At 31.8% G+C, this 19950-nt stretch carries 14 protein-coding genes; 12 read left to right on the top strand and 2 right to left on the bottom strand.

The window, feature by feature from the left end; genetic code table 11:
- Nucleotides 1-219: 219 nt before the first annotated feature.
- From BD821_RS05410 to BD821_RS05435, 6 genes are all read left to right on the top strand, one after another.
- Entirely contained in the window at nt 220-1377 is a 1158-nt protein-coding gene (locus BD821_RS05410) for a GGDEF domain-containing protein (protein ID WP_104409643.1), read from the top strand.
- 226 nt (nt 1378-1603) lie between these two features.
- Entirely contained in the window at nt 1604-1957 is a 354-nt protein-coding gene (locus tag BD821_RS05415) for a NifB/NifX family molybdenum-iron cluster-binding protein (protein ID WP_029452297.1), read from the top strand.
- An 18-nt stretch (nt 1958-1975) separates the two neighbouring features.
- Nucleotides 1976-2806 (top strand): P-loop NTPase, encoded by an 831-nt coding sequence (locus BD821_RS05420; protein ID WP_104409644.1) that lies wholly within the window; start codon nt 1976-1978, stop codon nt 2804-2806.
- Entirely contained in the window at nt 2797-3645 is an 849-nt protein-coding gene (locus tag BD821_RS05425) for an ATP-binding protein (protein ID WP_104409645.1), read from the top strand. The genes BD821_RS05420 and BD821_RS05425 overlap by 10 nt, the downstream gene beginning before the upstream one ends.
- A 126-nt stretch (nt 3646-3771) precedes the next feature.
- Nucleotides 3772-4128, top strand: a complete 357-nt coding sequence (locus BD821_RS05430) for a NifB/NifX family molybdenum-iron cluster-binding protein (RefSeq protein ID WP_104409646.1) — start codon at nt 3772-3774, stop codon at nt 4126-4128.
- Between the two features lie 44 nt (nt 4129-4172).
- Nucleotides 4173-4616, top strand: a complete 444-nt coding sequence (locus BD821_RS05435; RefSeq protein ID WP_104409647.1) for a DUF134 domain-containing protein — start codon at nt 4173-4175, stop codon at nt 4614-4616.
- Between the two features lie 98 nt (nt 4617-4714).
- Here BD821_RS05435 and pdxR read toward each other — a convergent pair whose 3' ends face one another.
- Nucleotides 4715-6097 (bottom strand): MocR-like pyridoxine biosynthesis transcription factor PdxR, encoded by a 1383-nt coding sequence (gene pdxR / locus BD821_RS05440; RefSeq protein WP_104409648.1) that lies wholly within the window; start codon nt 6095-6097, stop codon nt 4715-4717.
- 214 nt (nt 6098-6311) lie between these two features.
- Between pdxR and BD821_RS05445 the strand changes: the two genes are divergently transcribed.
- The 6 genes from BD821_RS05445 to BD821_RS05470 all read left to right on the top strand — a co-directional run bounded on the left by BD821_RS05445 (nt 6312) and on the right by BD821_RS05470 (nt 17525).
- A complete protein-coding gene (locus BD821_RS05445) occupies nt 6312-7172 on the top strand; it encodes a pyridoxamine kinase (RefSeq protein ID WP_104409649.1) in 861 nt (286 codons plus the stop codon).
- A gap of 44 nt (nt 7173-7216) precedes the next feature.
- A complete protein-coding gene (locus BD821_RS05450) occupies nt 7217-7984 on the top strand; it encodes an ECF transporter S component (protein WP_104409650.1) in 768 nt (255 codons plus the stop codon).
- A 971-nt stretch (nt 7985-8955) separates the two neighbouring features.
- Nucleotides 8956-14490, top strand: a complete 5535-nt coding sequence (locus BD821_RS05455; protein WP_104409651.1) for a S8 family serine peptidase — start codon at nt 8956-8958, stop codon at nt 14488-14490.
- 116 nt (nt 14491-14606) lie between these two features.
- Nucleotides 14607-15527, top strand: coding sequence for an SMR family transporter (locus BD821_RS05460; protein ID WP_104409652.1), 921 nt, complete (start codon nt 14607-14609; stop codon nt 15525-15527).
- Nucleotides 15528-15693: 166 nt separating this feature from the next.
- Nucleotides 15694-16641 carry an MYG1 family protein gene (locus BD821_RS05465; RefSeq protein ID WP_104409653.1) on the top strand — a complete coding sequence of 316 codons (948 nt, stop codon included), beginning with the start codon at nt 15694-15696 and terminating at the stop codon, nt 16639-16641.
- A gap of 155 nt (nt 16642-16796) precedes the next feature.
- Nucleotides 16797-17525 (top strand): spore coat protein, encoded by a 729-nt coding sequence (locus BD821_RS05470; RefSeq protein WP_104409654.1) that lies wholly within the window; start codon nt 16797-16799, stop codon nt 17523-17525.
- A gap of 237 nt (nt 17526-17762) precedes the next feature.
- Here the strand turns inward: BD821_RS05470 and feoB are convergent, their stop codons facing one another.
- Entirely contained in the window at nt 17763-19913 is a 2151-nt protein-coding gene (gene feoB / locus BD821_RS05475) for a ferrous iron transport protein B (RefSeq protein ID WP_104409655.1), read from the bottom strand.
- Between the last annotated feature and the right edge of the window lie 37 nt (nt 19914-19950).

Raw genomic sequence — 19950 nt, forward strand, 5'->3', positions numbered from 1 at the left:
ATACTGGATTTATATAGGATTTTTTTATTGATTATATATTCTACATTGAATGAAAGTGTTAAATTTTTTAACTAAAGATTATAATAGTATAGTATTATTATCTTATAATATTATGAATTATAAGAGGAATTATGGAGGGTAGAGGTTGCTAATTAAATATAATACATAATAGTGTCATTTTAGATTAATTAAGTTAATAAAAATAAGGAGTGGTGGTATATGAATTTAGTAAGCAATTTAGTGATAAATATATATTCCATAACCCTATTGGTAGTTATCTTATGTCACTCATTAAAAAACAATGAAAAACAATCTAGGCAGTATAAGATTTTTATTATGATGTTACAGATTACCATCTTGATGCTGATTTTGGATATACTTAGTAGATTTGATGGTAAGCCTAATACAGTTTATACAATTATAAATCACGTTGGAAATTTTCTAATATCACTTGCAAGTCCTATCTTAGCATCACTCTGGTTATTGTATGTTGACTCTCAAATATTTCATGAACATAAAAGGACAAGTAGAATAAGTTATCTTATACTTGGCATTAACGTGGGAAATGTCATTATGGTAGTATTGACTCAATTTTTTGGATGGTTTTATTATATTGATTCCAATAATATTTACCACAGAGGACCATTATTTTTACTATCTGCTTCAATTACAGTTGCATTAATTGCTTTAGCCTTTGTTTTAATCACGGTAAACCAAAAGAATATTGAAAAGAAATATTATTTTTCATTAGTATTTTTTGCAGTACCACCACTTATTTGTATCATTTTACAAGTCGTTTTTTATGGAATCTCACTAATGCTTAACAGTGTTGTGTTATCTTTGCTTATAGTGTTCTTAAATATACAAAATCAAAGTATGCATATTGATTACCTCACAGGAATAAATAATCGTAAAAGGCTTGAGGCTTATTTAAAGCAAAAAGTTAGTACAAGCAATGAAAATAAAACATTTTCCGCGATTATGATGGATTTGGATGATTTTAAATCTATTAACGATACCTTTGGGCATGACGTTGGAGATGATGCACTGAAGCTTACGGCAAAACTTCTAAAGAACTGTACTAGATCAAAGGACTTTATTGCTCGATTTGGTGGTGACGAATTTTGTATTGTTCTAGATATATCTAATAAGAATGAGCTAGACTGTGTAATTCGTAGAATTAATGATTGTACTAAAAAGTATAATGAGTCTAGTGGTAAGCCCTATAAGATTAGTTTTAGCATGGGATATGCCGTTTATGATTATAATAGCAGAATGAGCGTGGAAGAATTTCAAAAACAAATAGATATATTGATGTATGAAAATAAGCGGATTAATAAAGAAATAAAGAATGAGAATAATGGAATTCATATTTAAGATAATGAGCGTAATTATTTTATGATTTAATAGATTAATATACCCTCCTTATTGAGTAATATTATTTGCCGGTTATAAATATAAATAGTTTAAAAAAGTAATAACACCTTTTGATGTTGTTACTTTTTTTGGCGTCTTTTAGTTACTGGCATTTGACAATAACTAAAAATAGAAGTAAGATGAAGATGGCAAATGCCAACAATAAAATTGATTTGGAGGAATAGTAATGAAAATAGCAATTTCGGCAACAGGAAAAACTAATGAGGATTTACTGGATATGAGATTTGGTAGGTGTGAATATTTTCAAATTCATGATACTGAAAAGGGTGAATTTACAATTTTAGAAAACAAAGGTCAAAATGCTACTGGAGGAGCGGGTATTGCATCATCTAATCAATTAATAGATGAAAAGGTAGACGTTATTATCACAGGAAATCTTGGACCTAATGCATTTGGACTTATTCAAAAGGCACAAATTAAGGCATATGGGTGTGGAAATATAAATATAAACTCGGTACTTAAAAAGTATAAGGATGGTGAACTTGAAGAAATAAAGATATCTGGTCCTCAAAACCATTAGATTGGAGATGAATGCTTAATGAATATAGCAATACTTAGTGGAAAAGGAGGAACAGGGAAAACCACGGTATCTACGAATCTTGCCCTTGCATTAAATGCAAATTATATAGATTGTGATGTAGAAGAACCAAACGGTTTTTTATTTTTAAAGCCCAAAGTATATAAAACAGAAAAGGTTATGGTTGAGTATCCTGTTATAGATGATGATAAGTGTGTAAGCTGTGGAGCTTGCGTAAATGTATGTCAGTTTAATGCTCTTGCTAAAGTAAAAGATGACATTATGCTTTTTCAAAAATTATGTCATGGCTGTGGAGCTTGTGAAATTGTATGTAAATATAATGCACTAACCTATGAGAAAAGAGAAATAGGCAAAATTGAAAAAGGTATTGTAAGAGATATAAATTGCAACAGAGGAATTTTAAATATAGGCGAGCCTATGGCAGTACCAGTTATAATAGAACTTCTTAAAAATTTATCAGATGGAGTTAACTTAATTGATTGCCCTCCAGGTACTTCTTGTAATGTAGTTAACACTTTAAAATATGCTAATGCAGCAATACTTGTTACGGAACCTTCAGAATTTGGACTTCATGATTTGAAAATGGCTTTAGAACTTGTAAAAATGTATAATATACCCTTTGGTATATTAATAAATAAAGATGATGGAAAAGATAATATTATAAAAAAGTATTGTAAAGAAGAGAAAGTTAGATTAATAGGCACTATACCTTATAGCAAAGATACAGCAGTGATTTACTCTAAGGGTGAAATACTATATGATGATTTGCATCATAAAGTAATATTTGATGAGATTTCAAAGACATTAAAGGAGGTGCTATCTTGGAATTAGTAGTTTTAAGTGGAAAGGGAGGAACAGGGAAAACTACCATTGCAACAGCAATATCTGAACTTGCAAAGGATGTAATAAGGATAGATTGTGATGTAGATGCACCAAACCTTTATTTGTTTTATGATGGTGAAGATATTGAAAAGAATATATTTATAGGTGATAAAAAGGCTATAATAGATGAATCACTTTGCATTAAATGTGGCAAATGTTCCGCTATATGTAGATTTAATGCTATAGAAGATTTCACTATAAATCCATTTGCTTGCGAGGGGTGTGGTGCCTGCGTGTTAGTATGTCCAGAGAATGCTATAAAGTTAAAAGATGAAAAGACAGCAGACACATTTATAACTAAGTTAGATAAAGGAATAATTTCAAGAGCAGAAATGGGAATAGGTAGTGATGGATCTGGAAAGTTAATAACTTATTTAAGGAAGAATGGCAAAAGATTCAAGAAAAACGAGGAATTAACTATAATAGATGGCTCACCAGGTATAGGTTGTGCTGTAATTGCTTCAATAACCGGAAGTGATGCAGTATTAGTTGTTACAGAGCCTACAAAATCAGGTTTAGAGGATTTAATGAGAGTAACAACCTTATGTGAGCATTTTGGGGTTTTTACTATGGTCTGTATAAACAAGTATGATATAAATGAAGATATGAGCAAAGAAATAGAAACCTTCATTGAAGAGAAGAAATTGGCTTTAGTAGGAAAGATTCCATATGATGATATGGTTATGAAATCCATAAATGAATTAAAACCAATAACCTTTTACAAAGATAGTATAGCAGAAAAGGCTATTGAAAATATGTGGGATAATATGAAAGGGCATTTACATTGAATTTAAAAGAAATATAGAGTTATTATAAATGATAGAAGTAAATTGTATCCTTGATTAGGAAAATATTAAAAGAGATAAAGCAAAGGTAGTGTTAATACTACGAAAAAATAATAGGAGGAATTTAAAATGAAGATAGCAGTTGCAAGTGAAGGAAAGTGTGTAAGTGGACATTTTGGACATTGTGAAGGATTTACAATATATAATGTAGAAGAAGGTAAATCAATAAATAAGGATTTCACTAAAAACCCAGGACATAAACCAGGATTTCTTCCAGTATTTTTAAAGGATTTAGATGTAAGTGTTATTATTGCAGGGGGTATGGGAGAATCAGCACAGCATTTATTTACTGAAAATGAAATTGAGGTAGTTGTCGGTGCTGAAGGTTCTTGTGATGAGGTAGTGCAAAAGTATATAAAGGGTGAATTAAAGTCAACAGGCAGTGTTTGCAAGGAACATGAACATGAAGGACATTGTAATGAATAATTATAAATGGTGATTTTATTACGTTAAATGCAGGGGGGATTAACATGGCAAGACCAATAAAATTTAGAAGAGTAGAGTTTTTCCCAGAGAATACTTATTTCGTTCCATGGGGTAAGCCTAAATGTGAAATTGAAGAGGTAGTTTTAAAGGTAGAAGAACTTGAAGCTATGAGACTTAAGGATATTGAGGAATTAAATCAAGAACAGTGTGCTGAACGAATGCAGGTATCAAGGCAAACCTTTCAAAATATTATAGATAGTTCAAGAAAAAAGATTGCTATTGCTTTAACAGAAGGAAAAGCCATAAGGATAAATGGGGGCAATTATAGAACAAAATTTTGTAAGTTTAAATGTTTTAATTGCAAAAACATATATGAAATAAACTATGAACAGGATAAAAACAATTGCCCCGCTTGTGGTTCGGAAAAAGTGAGGTGTAGTAAAAAGTCGGATTTTTGTACAAAGTGGTGTAATCCCACAGATCAATAAGGCTAATTTATATTTTGAAAATATCATTATTGTAAGTATAATTATTAAACTTAAAAGGTAAAACAACTGATATATTTAGCATAAAACTTATAGGTTTATTACTTAAAGAACTCATTTTTAAGTAAGGTTAAGGCTTCCTCAAAGTTGTCCTCTGAAACTCCAGAACAAGATAATAATAATCTTGGATATTTACTTTCATCTACAGAATTAAATGAACGTACTAAAACCCCTGCATTTGCACCACGTTTTTCTAGTTCCTTAGATGAAAGTTCACTTTTAACTTCCATTTGAATTAGGAATCCGCCTGAGCCAGGAATTCCCTTGGCTTTATTACCAAATACCTTATCTATAGCAATACATAGTTGCTGGCTTTTAATCATATAAAGCTTTCTTGTTTTTTTTATTTGTCTTGATAGGTGGCCATCTCTAATGAATTGACAAAGGGCAATTTGATCGGTTTTTGATGCAGTTTGATTATATATTTTACCTCTATTTGAATAAGTATTTGTTAATTCTTTTGATAAAACCATAAAGCTAATTCTTAAAGAAGGTAGCAATAACCTTGAGAAGGTACCCATATATATGACCTTTTCCCCTCCATCTAAACCTTGCAGTGATGGTACAGGACGGCTGTAATATCTAAATTCACTATCATAATCATCTTCAATTATTAAGCAATCATTAGTATTGGCAAAGGATAATAGTTCAAGCCTTGTTTGCATAGGCATAACATCTCCCCAAGGGGTTATATGTGAGGGTGATGTATATATTATCTTTACCTTATCTTTAGAAAAGCTAGATAGATCATTTGTAATATTATCGTAACTTATAGTGTCAAAGCCCCTATCAGAAAATACAGCTCTTGCTTGTTTAAAGCTGCCACCTGCAAAGGAAACAGGAGAACGAACTCCAGTAAGGGAACATAATATTTGTAACAAACTTTGGACACCTGCTCCAATGACAATTTGCTCAGGGGTGCATATTACTCCCCTTCGATCACCAACATACTTAGATAATACAACTCTAAGGTCATACTCACCTTGAGGATCTCCATAAGATAAAAGCCTTTCTCCATTGCGAAGTGCACTTTTCATATATCTACTCCATAAGTCAAAGTTGAAACTCTTATAATCTACTGCAGAAGTAGCAAAATCGTATAATGGTTTGGATTTTATATTAGTTTTTTTAACCTCTATTGGTGAGTGCTTTTGAATATCCATATAATTTAAGTCATTTACATAAAACCCGCTTCCGGGCTTTGACGTAATATATCCTTCTGCAGCTAACTGTAAATAGGCTGCCTCTACTGTGGTCCGACTTATAATCCTCTCATTTGCACACCTTCTTATAGATGGAAGCTTACTTTCTGCTTTAAGGATGCCAGAAGAAATTAGACCTTTATAGTGGTTATAAAGTTGAATGTACAATGGAACATCGGAAGAATCATTTTGATTTAATGTGGTTATACTAGATTTACCCATATAAAAACTCCTTTATTATTAAAACTGTACTGGTTAAAATTTTAGTTTTTGTACATTTCAACAATGACAAATCTTATGTATAGTATATATATAAGAGGAAAAATATTCAACCATATATATTACTATTATTGAACTTATATATTGACTTTACTAATAATGGTAGTTAATTTGGAGTTTAATTTATGAAGGGAATATTATAAAAGGGGGATTTAAATTGGAAGAATTAAAAAGAGTTCTAGCTATTCATGATCTATCAGGTTTTGGAAAATGTTCTTTGACTGTGGCATTACCTGTAATTTCTGTTGCAGGAATAGAATGTACATGTATGCCAACAGCAATACTTTCTACACACACAGGTGGATTTACAGGATATACTTTTAGAGATTTGAGTGAGGACATGTACCCTATGGCAAAACATTGGAAGTCATTAGGATTAGAGTTTGATGCTATATATATAGGTTATCTAGGAAGTTCAAGCCAAGCAAAGTCTGTAGAAAATATTATAACCTTGCTTAAAGATGATAAAACTTTAGTAATTATAGATCCTGTAATGGCTGATAATGGGGAGTATTATACAGGGCTTGATGAAGATATGTGTAAGGGTTTTCTCTCTATGTGTAAATTTGCAGATATAATAACACCTAATTTTACGGAGGCTACTTTGTTATTAGGAGAAAAATATATTGAACCACCTTATACCAAAGAATACGTAGAAGGTTTATTAAAAAGACTTTCTGATTTAGGACCATCAAAGGTTGTACTTACAGGCGTATCCTTTAAAGAAGGGGAAGTTGGAGCAGCATCTTATGACAAAGCAACTAATGAGATAAGTTATGCATTTACAAAAAGAACACCAGGAAGCTATCACGGTACTGGAGATTTATTTGGTAGTGCATTTGTGGCAGCAATTGTTAGAGGAATTAGTATAAATAAATCAATAAAAATTGCAGTAGATTTAGTTAAGTCTTCAACAGAAATTACTTACAAAAGGGGTACTCCAACTAATTACGGGGTTGACTTTGAAAGTAGATTGCAACAGTTTAGTATTGACATTCAAAATAATATAAATAAATAAAGAATATAAATAAAATTAATTTATAAATTCGGGGGGATTTTAAAATGACTACAAGAAAAAATGAATTTTCTACACGTACTATGGTTCTAATTGGGCTATTTGCTGCTCTTTGTTATGTGGCATTATTTTTCAAAATACCTATTCCATCACCTGTAGGTAAGCCATTTCTACACATGGGAAATATGTTTGTAATATTAGCAGCACTTCTTTTTACAGGTACTATAGGTGGACTTTCAGGTTCCATTGGAATGGGTTTATTTGATCTAATGAATGGTTATGCATCTAGTGTTCCAAAAACTGTCCTATTAAAGTTTGGTATTGGAGTAATTGTAGGGGCAGTTGCATCAAAGGGAAATAAAGAGGATGCAAAGTCTCCAAGAAAGTGGCTAAGAATTGCTTCACTTACCCTTATTATAATAGGTATAGCTCTTTTAATTATGTCAGTTACAAGAGGAAATGAAATAGTGGTTGCAGGAATTCAAAAGAAGCTAGTAATTAATCCTGTGCTATATATATTTTCGCTTATTCTTGGAGGAGCCTTAGGGGTTGTATGCTTTTTATGTAAGAACCTATCCGTTAAGATCCAATATGCAATTCTAGGTGCTGTGGCAGGTATAGCATTTAACTTAGTTGGAGAATTCTTATTTGGATTAGTAACTCTTTTATTGGCAGGAAGTGCTTTTATTCCAGCAGTATTAAGTTCAGCAGTAAGTTTACCTGCAACGCTTATAAATGGTTCATTCTCCATATTTGTTGCTGTGGCACTTTATATTCCACTATCTAAATCAATATTAAAATCAAAAATTAAGTAAGACTCCAAATTTTATATTTGGCCAGTCGAACTTACACCTACGTAATGAAATGGAGTAGGTGTTTCATAAGTAAGACTCCAAATTTTATATTTGGCCAGTCGAACTTACACCTAGGTAATGAAATGGAGTAGGTGTTTCATAAGTAAGACTCCAAATTTTATATTTGGCCAGTCGAACTTACACCTAGGTAATGAAATGGAGTAGGTGTTTCATAAGTAAGACTCCAAATTTTATATTTGGTCAGTGGAACTTACACCTAGGTAATGAAATGGAGTAGGTGTTTCATAAGTGAGACTCCAAATTTGATATTTGGTCAGTGGAACTTACACCTAGGTAATGAAATGGAGTAGGTGTTTCATAAGTGAGACTCCAAATTTGATATTTGGTCAGTGGAACTTACACCTAGGTAATGAAATGGAGTAGGTGTTTCATAAGTGAGACTCCAAATTTGATATTTGGTCAGTGGAACTTACACCTAGGTAATGAAATGGAGTAGGTGTTTCATAAGTGAGACTCCAAATTTGATATTTGGTCAGTGGAACTTACACCTAGGTAATGAAATGGAGTAGGTGTTTCATAAGTGAGACTCCAAATTTGATATTTGGTCAGTGGAACTTACACCTACGTAATGAAATGGAGTAGGTGTTTCATTTATAAATAAAAAAACAGCACTGGTATTTATGATATTAGTGCTGTTTTTTTGCTACCCGTAGATAGCAGCCAAATCTAAAAGGTTATTGTCTACGGTATTTTTATACCCATTTTTAAGAATGATTTTAACATTAAAAGTATGAACTTTTATGGAGATTTATTTTAAAACTTATATATGAGTTTTAAAATAAATCTGGGCGAAATGTTGGATAAAATGTGATGTGATTCCATTTTATAAAGTATGTAAGTGACATATTAAGTTTATTTATAAAATAGACTAGAAAAAGAGACAAAAAATTATATTATAAGGGGGCGTATTAATGAAGGGTAAGAATAAATTTAAAAAGATCAAAGTGTTTTTTCCTATATTACTATCTTTTACACTTATACTTGGCTGTTTACCTACTGTAGGACAAGCTAGGACTATGTCTGAATTAGAACCTTTAGATAACCTTAACGAATATTTAAACAAAATTGATTCAAAGGTAAAGAAGCAATTAGAAAATGATGATGATTTAGTTGAGGTATTGATATATTTAAAAGACAGGGTTTCTATTAATGAAATAGAAGAGATTTCAAAATCACAGGGTGACTATAATACTAGCTATGAAAATGAAGTTTCCAAACGAAAAACTGTGATAAATACTCTAAAGGAAAAGGCAGAAACAAGTCAAAATTCAGTAGTTTCATATTTGTCTAGTGAAAAGTTAAGTGGAAAGGTAGAAAAGATTCAATCTTTTTATATTGCAAATATTGTATACGTTAAAGCAAATAAAGAGGTAATAGAAGAAATCGCGAAAAGAGATGATGTAGAGAAAATTTATTTTAATGATATTATAGAATTAGAAGAGCCTATAAAAGGTGTAGATTTAGATACAGTAACTAATATGGCAGAAGACGAAATTGAATGGAATATAAAAAAGGTGGAAGCACCCAAGGTTTGGGAGAACTTTAAAATAGATGGTACAGGAGTTGTGGTAGGAATTTTAGATTCTGGAGTTGATTGGACGAACCCAGCTCTAAAAGACAAATGGAGAGGCTATGATAAGGAAACAGAAACTGTTGTTAATCCAAAGGAAAGTTGGTATGATCCAATGACTAATTCAGAGCTTCCTTGGGATAACCTAGGTGTTCCACACGGTAGCCATTGCACAGGAACAATACTTGGACAAGAGTCAAATGGAGATAATACAATAGGTGTAGCACCTGGGGCAAAATGGATAGCAGCAAAGGCATTTACAGATAAGGGAGGACAACAAGTCCACTTATTAGCAGGGGCTCAGTGGTTTCTTGCACCTGGTGGAAAGGCAGAAAAGGCTCCAAACATAATAAATAATTCTTGGGGTGGATCAGCAGGTGTAGATCCTTGGTTTAAAGATGTAGTAGCAGCTTGGAGATCTGCTGGTATATTACCAGTCTTTGCAGCAGGAAATCAAAAATCAGGAGAACCTAAGCCTTGGCCAGGTTCAATTCAAAACCCATCAAATTTGCCAGGAAGCTTTGCAGTAGCAGCTGTTGATATTAATAATAAAAGAGGCGATTTCTCAAAGCTTGGACCTTCACCTTGGGATCCTAAGATGATTAAGCCAGAAATATCTGCTCCTGGAGTAAATATTCGTTCTTCTGTTGTAGGTGGATATGAAGGAGGGTGGAATGGTACTTCTATGGCTGCTCCACACGTATCAGGCATAGCGGCTTTAATGAAGTCAGCAAACTTTTCTTTAACAGTAGATGAAATAGAAACTATAATTAAAGAAACCGCAACAAAGTTAACAGATAATGAATATACAGAGTCTCCGAATATGGGATATGGATTCGGGTTAATTAATGCATATGACACAGTATCAAAGGTTTTAGGTGTAGGTACTGGAACCATAGAAGGACAGGTTTTAATTTCTGGAGAAGATAAGGTAGCTCCAACTGTAATTCATGAGAAGTTGCCAGAAGTGTTTGCAGGATTAGATGCAACTGTAATAGCAGAGATAAAAGATAATGTTTCTGTAACTGATGCTAAGCTATTAGTTAAAAATGATGAAATGAGTGACTGGAAAGAGATAGACATGAAACTTAAAGATGGAGATTCAGTAAGAGGCACTTATGAGGCTATAATTCCTGGAGATTTAGTTATTAAAACTGGTGTAGATTATAAAATTGTGGCTACAGATTATGGAAATAACATTTTCACAACTGATGAATATAAACTTAGTGTAATGTTTGGAATAAAGCCAGATAAATATAGTAATGACTTTGAAACTGATATTAAAGGATTTAAGTTATCAGGTGACTTTCAGTGGGGAGCTCCTACATCATTTGTAGGTCCTAAAGCTTTAAGTGGAACAAAGGTAATAGGAACAAAGCTAGATACCTATGGTGTTACAGAAGATATAGTTAGTGAAGTAGTATTACCATCTCTTGATTTAAGAGATGAAGATTTAAAGTCAGCTAGCTTAAGGATATCAGAATGGAGTGATATATCAAGCTTTCACAGTGCTAAAATGCTTATATCAACAGATGAAGGATCTACATGGGAAGAATTAAGAAAAGTATCTGGGGGAGATAGAGAGTGGCATGAGGTTTATGTAGATCTTAAGTCATATATAGGGAGTGAAAACCCAGTACAAATAAAGTTCGAATTTTCTACTATGTCAGAAAATAATGGCTATAGTATAGGTTGGTATTTTGATAATCTAAGACTTGTTGGAGAGGATAAAACTGCTCCAAGCATTCCTACAAATGTTAAGTTGCAGAGAAATAAATCAGGAATATCATTAAGCTGGGACAAGGTTAATGAAGCGGATTTAAAACAATATGATGTATATCGTTCAGAGACAGCAGGAGGTCATTACACAAAGGTTACAACTACAACAAATACATTTTATACAGATACTGATGTGAAAACAGGAAAGTATTATTATGTTATTACGTCTAGTGATTTTGTTGGAAACGAAAGTGATTATTCTAAAGAGGCAGAAATTGATTATAAAGAGATAGAAAAGATATTTTACGAAAACTTTGAAAAGGACAATGGTGGATTTACAACAGGAATTTTATCAGAATCAGGAAAAAAGAATGATTGGGAGTGGGGGGTGCCAACTTCAGGACCAAAAACTGCATTAACTGGAACGAAGGTATGGGCTACTAATCTTAAAGGAAATTATTCTTATGAGCATTCTGGGTACTTAGACACACCATCCATAAGTCTTCCAGATGATGAGGAATCAGTTTTATCAGTAGACCAATGGATGAGCATATATAGTTATGTTTATGAAGGAACTGATGACTTTGCTAATATCCAAATATCAGAAGATGATGGTGAGACTTGGAAGGTTTTAAAAGATACTATGAGGGGTTCTAAAAGCTGGGAAACTGTTACCTTAGATTTATCAGAATATAAAGGAAAAACCGTTAAAATCAGATTTTACCTTTATACAAATGACTTAATGGGTGGACCAGGATGGTATATAGATTCAGTAACGGTACTTTCAAAGAAGGATAATGTAAATAATAAATTAAGTTTAGATTTTTTAGAAAAATTGAATTTAAATCTTTTAGATTCAGATTCTGTGGATAAAGATAATGGAAATCATAAGTTTGTGGAAGGTTTCTTACCGGCAGATGCAGTTGTTACAATTTTAGAAACTGGAAGAAGTGTAAAGACAGACCTTACAACTGGCGGATTTACAATTACCCATGCCGGAAATAAAGAAGGAGAAAACTATACACTTAGAGCTGTTTCTTACGGTTATTATCCAAAGGAAGTTAAGGTATCTCTTAAACCAGGGGAAACAGTAACAGAGGTAATTAAGCTAGATCCTATTAAACATGGGAATATTACAGGAAAGGTAGTAGATAAAGCTACCAATACAGCAATTGCTAATGCTACGGTGAAGGTACTTGAAGATTCAAACATTCAAAGTGTTATAACAGATGAAGAAGGTAATTTTACTATAAATGGAGTATTTGCAGGAGATTATACTGTAAGGGTAATGAGTAGAGACTTCTATACAGAAAATATTAATGTAACTGTAGAAGGAGAAAAAGATAATTTAGTAAATGTAGCTATGAGAAAGTTTGTTGGTGTTGAAGATGAAATTGCATATGATGATGGTACAAACGAAGATGCAAGAGTATTTGTTAATGCTGGAGTAGGGTTTGGTGTCAGATTCACTCCAAAATCTTATGGTAGAGTTAAAGAAGCAAATATTTTCTTTGTAGATAACCATAAAAAGGCACTAGGGAATAAGATTGGGATTTCTATAGTGTATATTGATAAAAAAGGTAAGATAAGTGAAGTGGGAGACTTAAAAGAAGTAACCATAGAAAGAGGTAAGTGGAATAAAATAGACCTATTAGACTATGATTTTGCTACAGACAAGGACTTTTATATAGTGACAAAGCAGTTATATCCTGCTGCTCAATCCCCAGCTATAGGTATCGATAAAGATAGCCTAGAAAATGAAAGATCCTATGTGTATACTGGTGGCCTTACACCAATTGCTGATTATGAAATTGACGGTGCTATGATGATTAGAGCTATTATGGACTATGAAGTAGAGGCGCCAAAAGAAGAAGTGACCACTCCAAATATAACTAACCTTAAGGAATTAAACTATACAAATAAAGATAATATAATCCTTGAAGGTAATATGAATATTGAGGGAAAGGTAAATGTATTTGTAAATGATGAAAAGGTTACAACAGTTGATACTGAAAACAAATTGTTTAGTGCAAATATACAAGTTAAAGAAGGGGAAAATAATATCACAATAAGTGGTGAAGCAGATGGAAAAACCTCAAAGATGTCATCAATAATTAAAGTGATAGGGGACACCACATCACCAGAGGTTACAATAGAAGTACCTGTAGATAGTGATTTAATTAATAAAGCTACTATTGAAATTACAGGTAATGCAAAGGATGATAATCTTAAAAATGTAACAGTTAATGAAAAAGAAGTTATTGTAGATGAAAAGGGTAACTTTAATATAAGTATACCAGCAGTAAGTGGTGAAAATATAATTACAGCTATAGCTACAGATCTTGCAGAAAATCAAACTACAGTAACAAAGAAGGTTAATGTAGTAAATGCTAAAGTAACAACACCTGAAATTACAAACTTAAAAGAAATAAATTATATAAATACGGATACTGTAACACTTGAAGGTAAAATGAATGTAGAAGGAAGCGTAAATGTATTTGTAAATGGTGAAAAGGTAGCAGCAGTTGAGACTAAAGATAAGTTATTTACAGCAACATTAGATCTTAAAGAAGAGGTAAATATTATAACAATAAGCGGTGAAAAAAATGGAGTTACAACTGAAATGTCTGAAAAGGTTAAAGTAATAGTAGATAAAACATTACCAGAAGTTACAGTAGAAGTACCAAAAGATATGGATGTTGTAAATAAAGATTCTATTGAAATTACAGGTAATGCAAAGGATAATAATCTTAAAAATGTAACAGTTAATGAAGAAGAAGTTTATTTAGATGAAGATGGTAACTTTAAAATAATTCTACCGGTGGTAATGGGTGAAAATACTATTAAAGTAGTAGCTACGGATCTTGCAGGGAATGAAACTGTAGTAACAAAGAAAGTTACTATAACAAAAGAAACTAAGATTCCAGAAACGGAAGATCCAGTAATAAAGGAGCCAAAAGATGATAAACCAAAGGTTGATGTTCCAAAAACTGATACACCAAAAGCTGAGACACCAAAAGCTAGTGGCCCTAAAACTACAACCACAAAAACTAAACTTGTAAAGACAGGAAGTTTAGTTAATACATCATCTATGATGTTATTGGGTATTAGCTTAATTATAGGTGGATATATTTTCATAAGAAAGCAAAAGAAATAAAAGAGTAGGCAGGTAAAGAAAGAAGAATAGCTTTGTTTAAAGCTATTCTTCTTTTATAATTCACTATATGATATATTGGTAGTATTACATAAATTGTACAGGAGAGGATGTAAATTATGGGGTATTTATTTTTAGCTATAGTATGTAGTTCTTCCATCGCTTTAATTTTCAAGTATAGTGAAGGTTCTAAAATGAATAGGTATGCAGTTACTAGTGTTAATTATTTTACAGCGTTATTTATAAGTTTATTAATGATCATAGCTAAACCATCTACAAAGATACATATAACTGATATTTCAATAAAAGGTTTTATTTTGGAATGTTCAAAGGTTCTTTCTCAAAACCATGTTTATTTTTCTCCAGAATCCAGTTTTATCTGGGCTTTGGTGGTTGGAATAATAGGAGGGGCATTTTTCTTCTTATCCTTTATTTATTATCAAAAGAGTGTAAGAGAAAATGGGGCCTCTCTTTCAGGAACCTTTGGAAAGCTTGGGATATTGGTGCCTATGATATTTTCTATTTTGTTTTGGAAGGAGATACCTAAACCCTTTCAATGGATAGGCATATTGATAGCTTTGTTTTCCATAGTTTTTGCAAATATATCTTATGATGAAAATAATAATAAAAGTATAAACTTAACACTTATATTATTATTTTTATTTGGAGGAATGGCAGAATTTCAAAACAAACTATTTCAAAAGTATGCACTTTTAGAATATAAAGATGTATTTTTATTTGTTACATTTACTATGGCATTTTTATTAAGTTTATATTTTGTTTTAAAGTCAAAAGAGAAGATATTGAAAAGAGATTTATTAACTGGCTTTTTAGTTGGAATACCAAATTTGTTTTCTTCATACTTTCTTATAATGGCACTAAATTCTGTTAATACATCCATAGCTTTGCCAGTTTATAGTGCAGGGAGCATTATATTTATAAGTCTTGGAGAAGTATTATTATATAAAGAAAAATTATCTAATAAGAACAAAATAGCAGTGGGTTTAGTGGTATTTGCCCTTGTTTTAATTAACATCTAAGGAAAATAAAACAATTATCATAATCTAAGCTTATGTAAAAAGTGATACTAAGGTAGATTAAATAAGATATAATGGAGAAACATATATTTCCTAGTTAGAATATCTAGTTCTAATAAATTATAAACAGTAACAGAAAACAAATTTAAAAAAGGTAGTTGATAAATAATTGGAAAAACAGTTTAAAAAAATAGGAACACATGATGGAAAGTTTCATGCAGATGAAGTTATGGCAACAGCTATACTAAATGAAATTTTTGTAACAGAATTAATAAGGACAAGAAATAAAAAGGTATTAGATGAATTAGATATAGTTTACGATGTTAATGGTGGTGAGTTCGACCATCATGGTATTGATAAGGTAATGCGAGAAGATGGAACCCCATTTTCCTCCTGTGGACTTATATGGAATAAGTTTGGTAAAGAAGTAGTGCATTTTAAAAATGAAAGTTTAAATGAAGATCAAATTGATGAGATTTTTAATTTTATTGATAGGAGCTTAGTAGAAGGAATAGATGCCTTAGATAATGGAATATGGATAGATAAATCGGAAATTCCTTTAATGAATATTTCCTCAATTTTATCAGGTTTTAATCCATTATGGTATGAGGAAGATAAAGAAAACCAGAATTTTAATAAAGCAGTTGAATTTGCAACCTTAATTTTAAATAATAAAATCAATTTCAAAATGTCGGTGATTAAAGCTAAAGAAAAGGTAGTAAAAGCTTATGAATCTAGAGAAATTCCTGAAGTTATGATACTTGATTCATATTGCCCATATGGGGAGTCGCTTAAGGAAATTGATGAAGCACAGGAAATACTGTTTGTAATTTTTAAATCTAAAACTAATTATCTTTTGCAAACTATAAGAGGAAAAGATGGTAAGGATAAAAAGAAGCTTCCAAAGGATTGGATGGGTAAAAGAGATGAAGAACTTGCAAATGTAACAGGAGTTAGTGATGCTACATTTTGTCATACTGGAAGATTCATTGCTGGAGCTGTTTCACTAGAAGGAATTAAGAGGCTAGCAAGTTTAGCAATTCAAGAGCCTTATGAACATGAAAGCATAATGGACAAGATTATGAAATTTACAAGAAAGTTATTTATAAAAAGATAACTAAATAACTAGATGATTCCATAATATGTTAGCACCTCAGAGGTGCTAACATATTATGGATATACCATGGAGAGTATTAGATAAATATTAAATGTAACAGGTGGGTTTTCCATAGCATAAGATATTATACAACAATTAGATGTAAAGGGGATTTTATGTATACTTCTTATTTTAGAGCTAATGATGGAAGTCCTGGGATTGTGGCTTATGCTAGGGGAGATGTAAATGGAGATAGGATAATTGATAATATATATTTAACGGGTATAATGACATCGGATAGTCCGTTTGTTCAAGATATAACACTTGTAATACAAGATGGTATGACAGGTAGATTCACTAGTATACCGCTTAAGGAAAACACAGGATATAGCCCTACCATACTTTTAAGAGATTTCACAGGTGATGGCGTAAGTGACATACTAATAGGAATTAATACGGGTGGCAGTGGTGGCATAATGTATTACTATATTTATTCTTTTATTAATAATACACCAAGACTGATTTTTGATTTTGATGTATATAATCAGCAATATGAATATCAGGTTAATTATAAAGACAACTACAAGGTGGAAGTTATAAGTGAAGAAAATAATAAAATGTACATTATAGATATATCTAATAAGGGTGAGGAATACTTAAATGAGATATATGATAAAGATGGGAAGCTTAAAGCACCAATTGAAGGTTTTGTAAATCCACTCAGTGGTTTATATCCTGTGGATTTTGATTCAGATGGAGTATATGAGCTGCTAGGATATCAAAAAATAGCTGGAAGATACAATGCAGATTCTTTAGGTTATATTTTGAATACCTTAAGATGGAAGAATGATATGTTTATTTTAGATAATCAATACTTAGCTATTTTTGGAGCAGATATACAGTAGGATTTAAATTTAAAATATTATTAAGATTAAATAACATAAAAAGGTCAGATATATCTTAAAGATTAATCTGACCTTTTTACTTTACTTTTTTGTTTATTATAATTACATAATTTTAAATTAGGTTGGGAATATAAAATTAGGTTGGTAATATAAAATTAGGTAGGTAATTTTATTATACAAGTGCATTACCGGCATATAGAAGGGGAATAAGTTATTTTGATTACAAAGGCATGGTTACTATACAAGTCCTATTAATCTAGCGGTATTTGCAACTATAAAGCAAATGATAATACCAGTTATGGTTGGAAGAAGGAAGGACACCATGGTCCACTTAAAGCTTTGAGTTTCTTTTCTTATAGTAAGGCAGGTGGTAGCGCAAGGCCAATGGAATAAAGAAAATAGCATAACACATACTGCGGTTAAAGAGGTCCAACCATTAGAAATAAGAAGAGTTCTTAACTGAACTAGGCTATCGAGTTCAAGCATGCTTCCTGTAGACATATAGCTCATAATTATTATAGGGATCACTATTTCATTTGCAGGGAAACCCAAAATGAATGCCATTAATATATAGCCATCAAGACCAATAAGTCTCGCAAAGGGATCAAAAAAGTTGGCACAATGAGTTAATATACTTAAATCACCTACAGTAATATTAGCCATTACCCATATGATAAGTCCAGCTGGGGCTGCTACCATAACTGCGCGGCCAAGTACAAATAAAGTTCTATCGAATATGGAGCGCACAATAACTTTTCCTACTTGGGGCTTTCTATAGGGTGGTAGCTCTAAAGTAAAATTTGATGGAATACCTTTTAATATGGTCTTTGATAAAAACTTAGATATTAAAAGGGTCATTACTACACCAAGGATAATTACAGCTGTAAGTATTAGGGCAGAGACTATGGACTGAAAGGGACCAAATATAGCTGAGGAAAAGAACATGGTTATAATTGCTATAAGAATAGGAAACCTTCCATTACAAGGTACAAAGTTGTTTGTGATTATGGCAATTAGTCTTTCTCTTGGTGAATCAATTATTCTACATCCTATTATGCCGGCAGCGTTGCAACCAAAGCCCATACACATTGTTAATGCTTGTTTTCCACAGGCACAGGACTTTTTGAAATAATTGTCAAGGTTAAAAGCAATTCTAGGTAAATACCCTAGATCTTCAAGTAAGGTAAATAGAGGAAAGAATATAGCCATTGGAGGAAGCATAACTGATATTACCCAGGCAAGAGTTCTATATATACCAAGAACTAATACCCCGTGGACAAAGGGTGGAGTACCAAGTGAGGTAAAGAAAATTGTAAGCTTATCTTCAATCCAAAATAGTCCCTTAGCTATAAGCTGTGATGGAACATTAGCTCCGGTAATGGTAATCCAAAAGACTATAGCTAAAAGAAGAATCATAATTGGAATTCCAAACTTTTTAGAGGTAAGATATTTATCTATTTTTCTATCATTGTTATTGTAATTTTTATTTTTAAAGGAAACTACCTCATTACTTATGCTTTCTGATATAGTTACTAGTTTAGAAACAACTTTATCACGAAAGGTATCTGAATCAATATGCTTTTTACTTAAAAATTCACGGACTTCATCAACTTTTTTTATAATATCCTCTTCTTTAGTTAAGTCAAAATTAAGATATTTATTAATGGAAGTTAAGAGAGTCTTATCACCATCTATGATCTTTAATGCTAACCATCTAGAATTAAGAGTATTTTGAAATTTAAGTTTAATAATGTCCTGAACTTCACCTAGGGCCTCTTCTATAGGTTCATCATATATAACACTTAATGTGTTAGGGATACTATCCTTAGATGAAACCTCTAAAACAGCATCCATTAGATGATTTAAGCCGTCACCATGTAGGGCACTTGTTCCAACCACAGGAACTCCAAGTTCTTTTGATAGTTTATCTAAATTTATGGAGATTCCCTTTCTCTTTGCTTCATCCATTAAGTTAACACATACGACCACCTTTGAAGTTATCTCAAGAGTTTGCAAAACAAGATTTAAATTTCTTTCAAGGCAGGTTCCATCAACTACAATTACTGTTGTGTCTGGATTTCCAAAACATATGAAATCTCTAGCAACCTCTTCTTCAATGGAATTTGCCATTAAGGAATATGTGCCTGGAATATCTACTAGGATAAAATTATTATCCTTATAAAGATAATTTCCGTGAGCATTTGTTACAGTCTTGCCAGGCCAGTTACCAGTATGTTGATTTAAACCAGTTAAACTATTAAAAACAGTACTCTTACCTACATTAGGATTACCACCTAAGGCTATTATCTTATCATCTAGGTTTATTTTATTGATTTTCAGCTCTTCTTCAAGCATATTTGAATTAGTTGATTTATAAGCTTTGACCATTAATGTTCCTCCCTAAGAATATTGAAAACTTGTATAT

Source organism: Clostridium algidicarnis DSM 15099, assembly GCF_002934235.1.
Classification (GTDB): Bacteria; Bacillota; Clostridia; order Clostridiales; family Clostridiaceae; genus Clostridium_L; species Clostridium_L algidicarnis.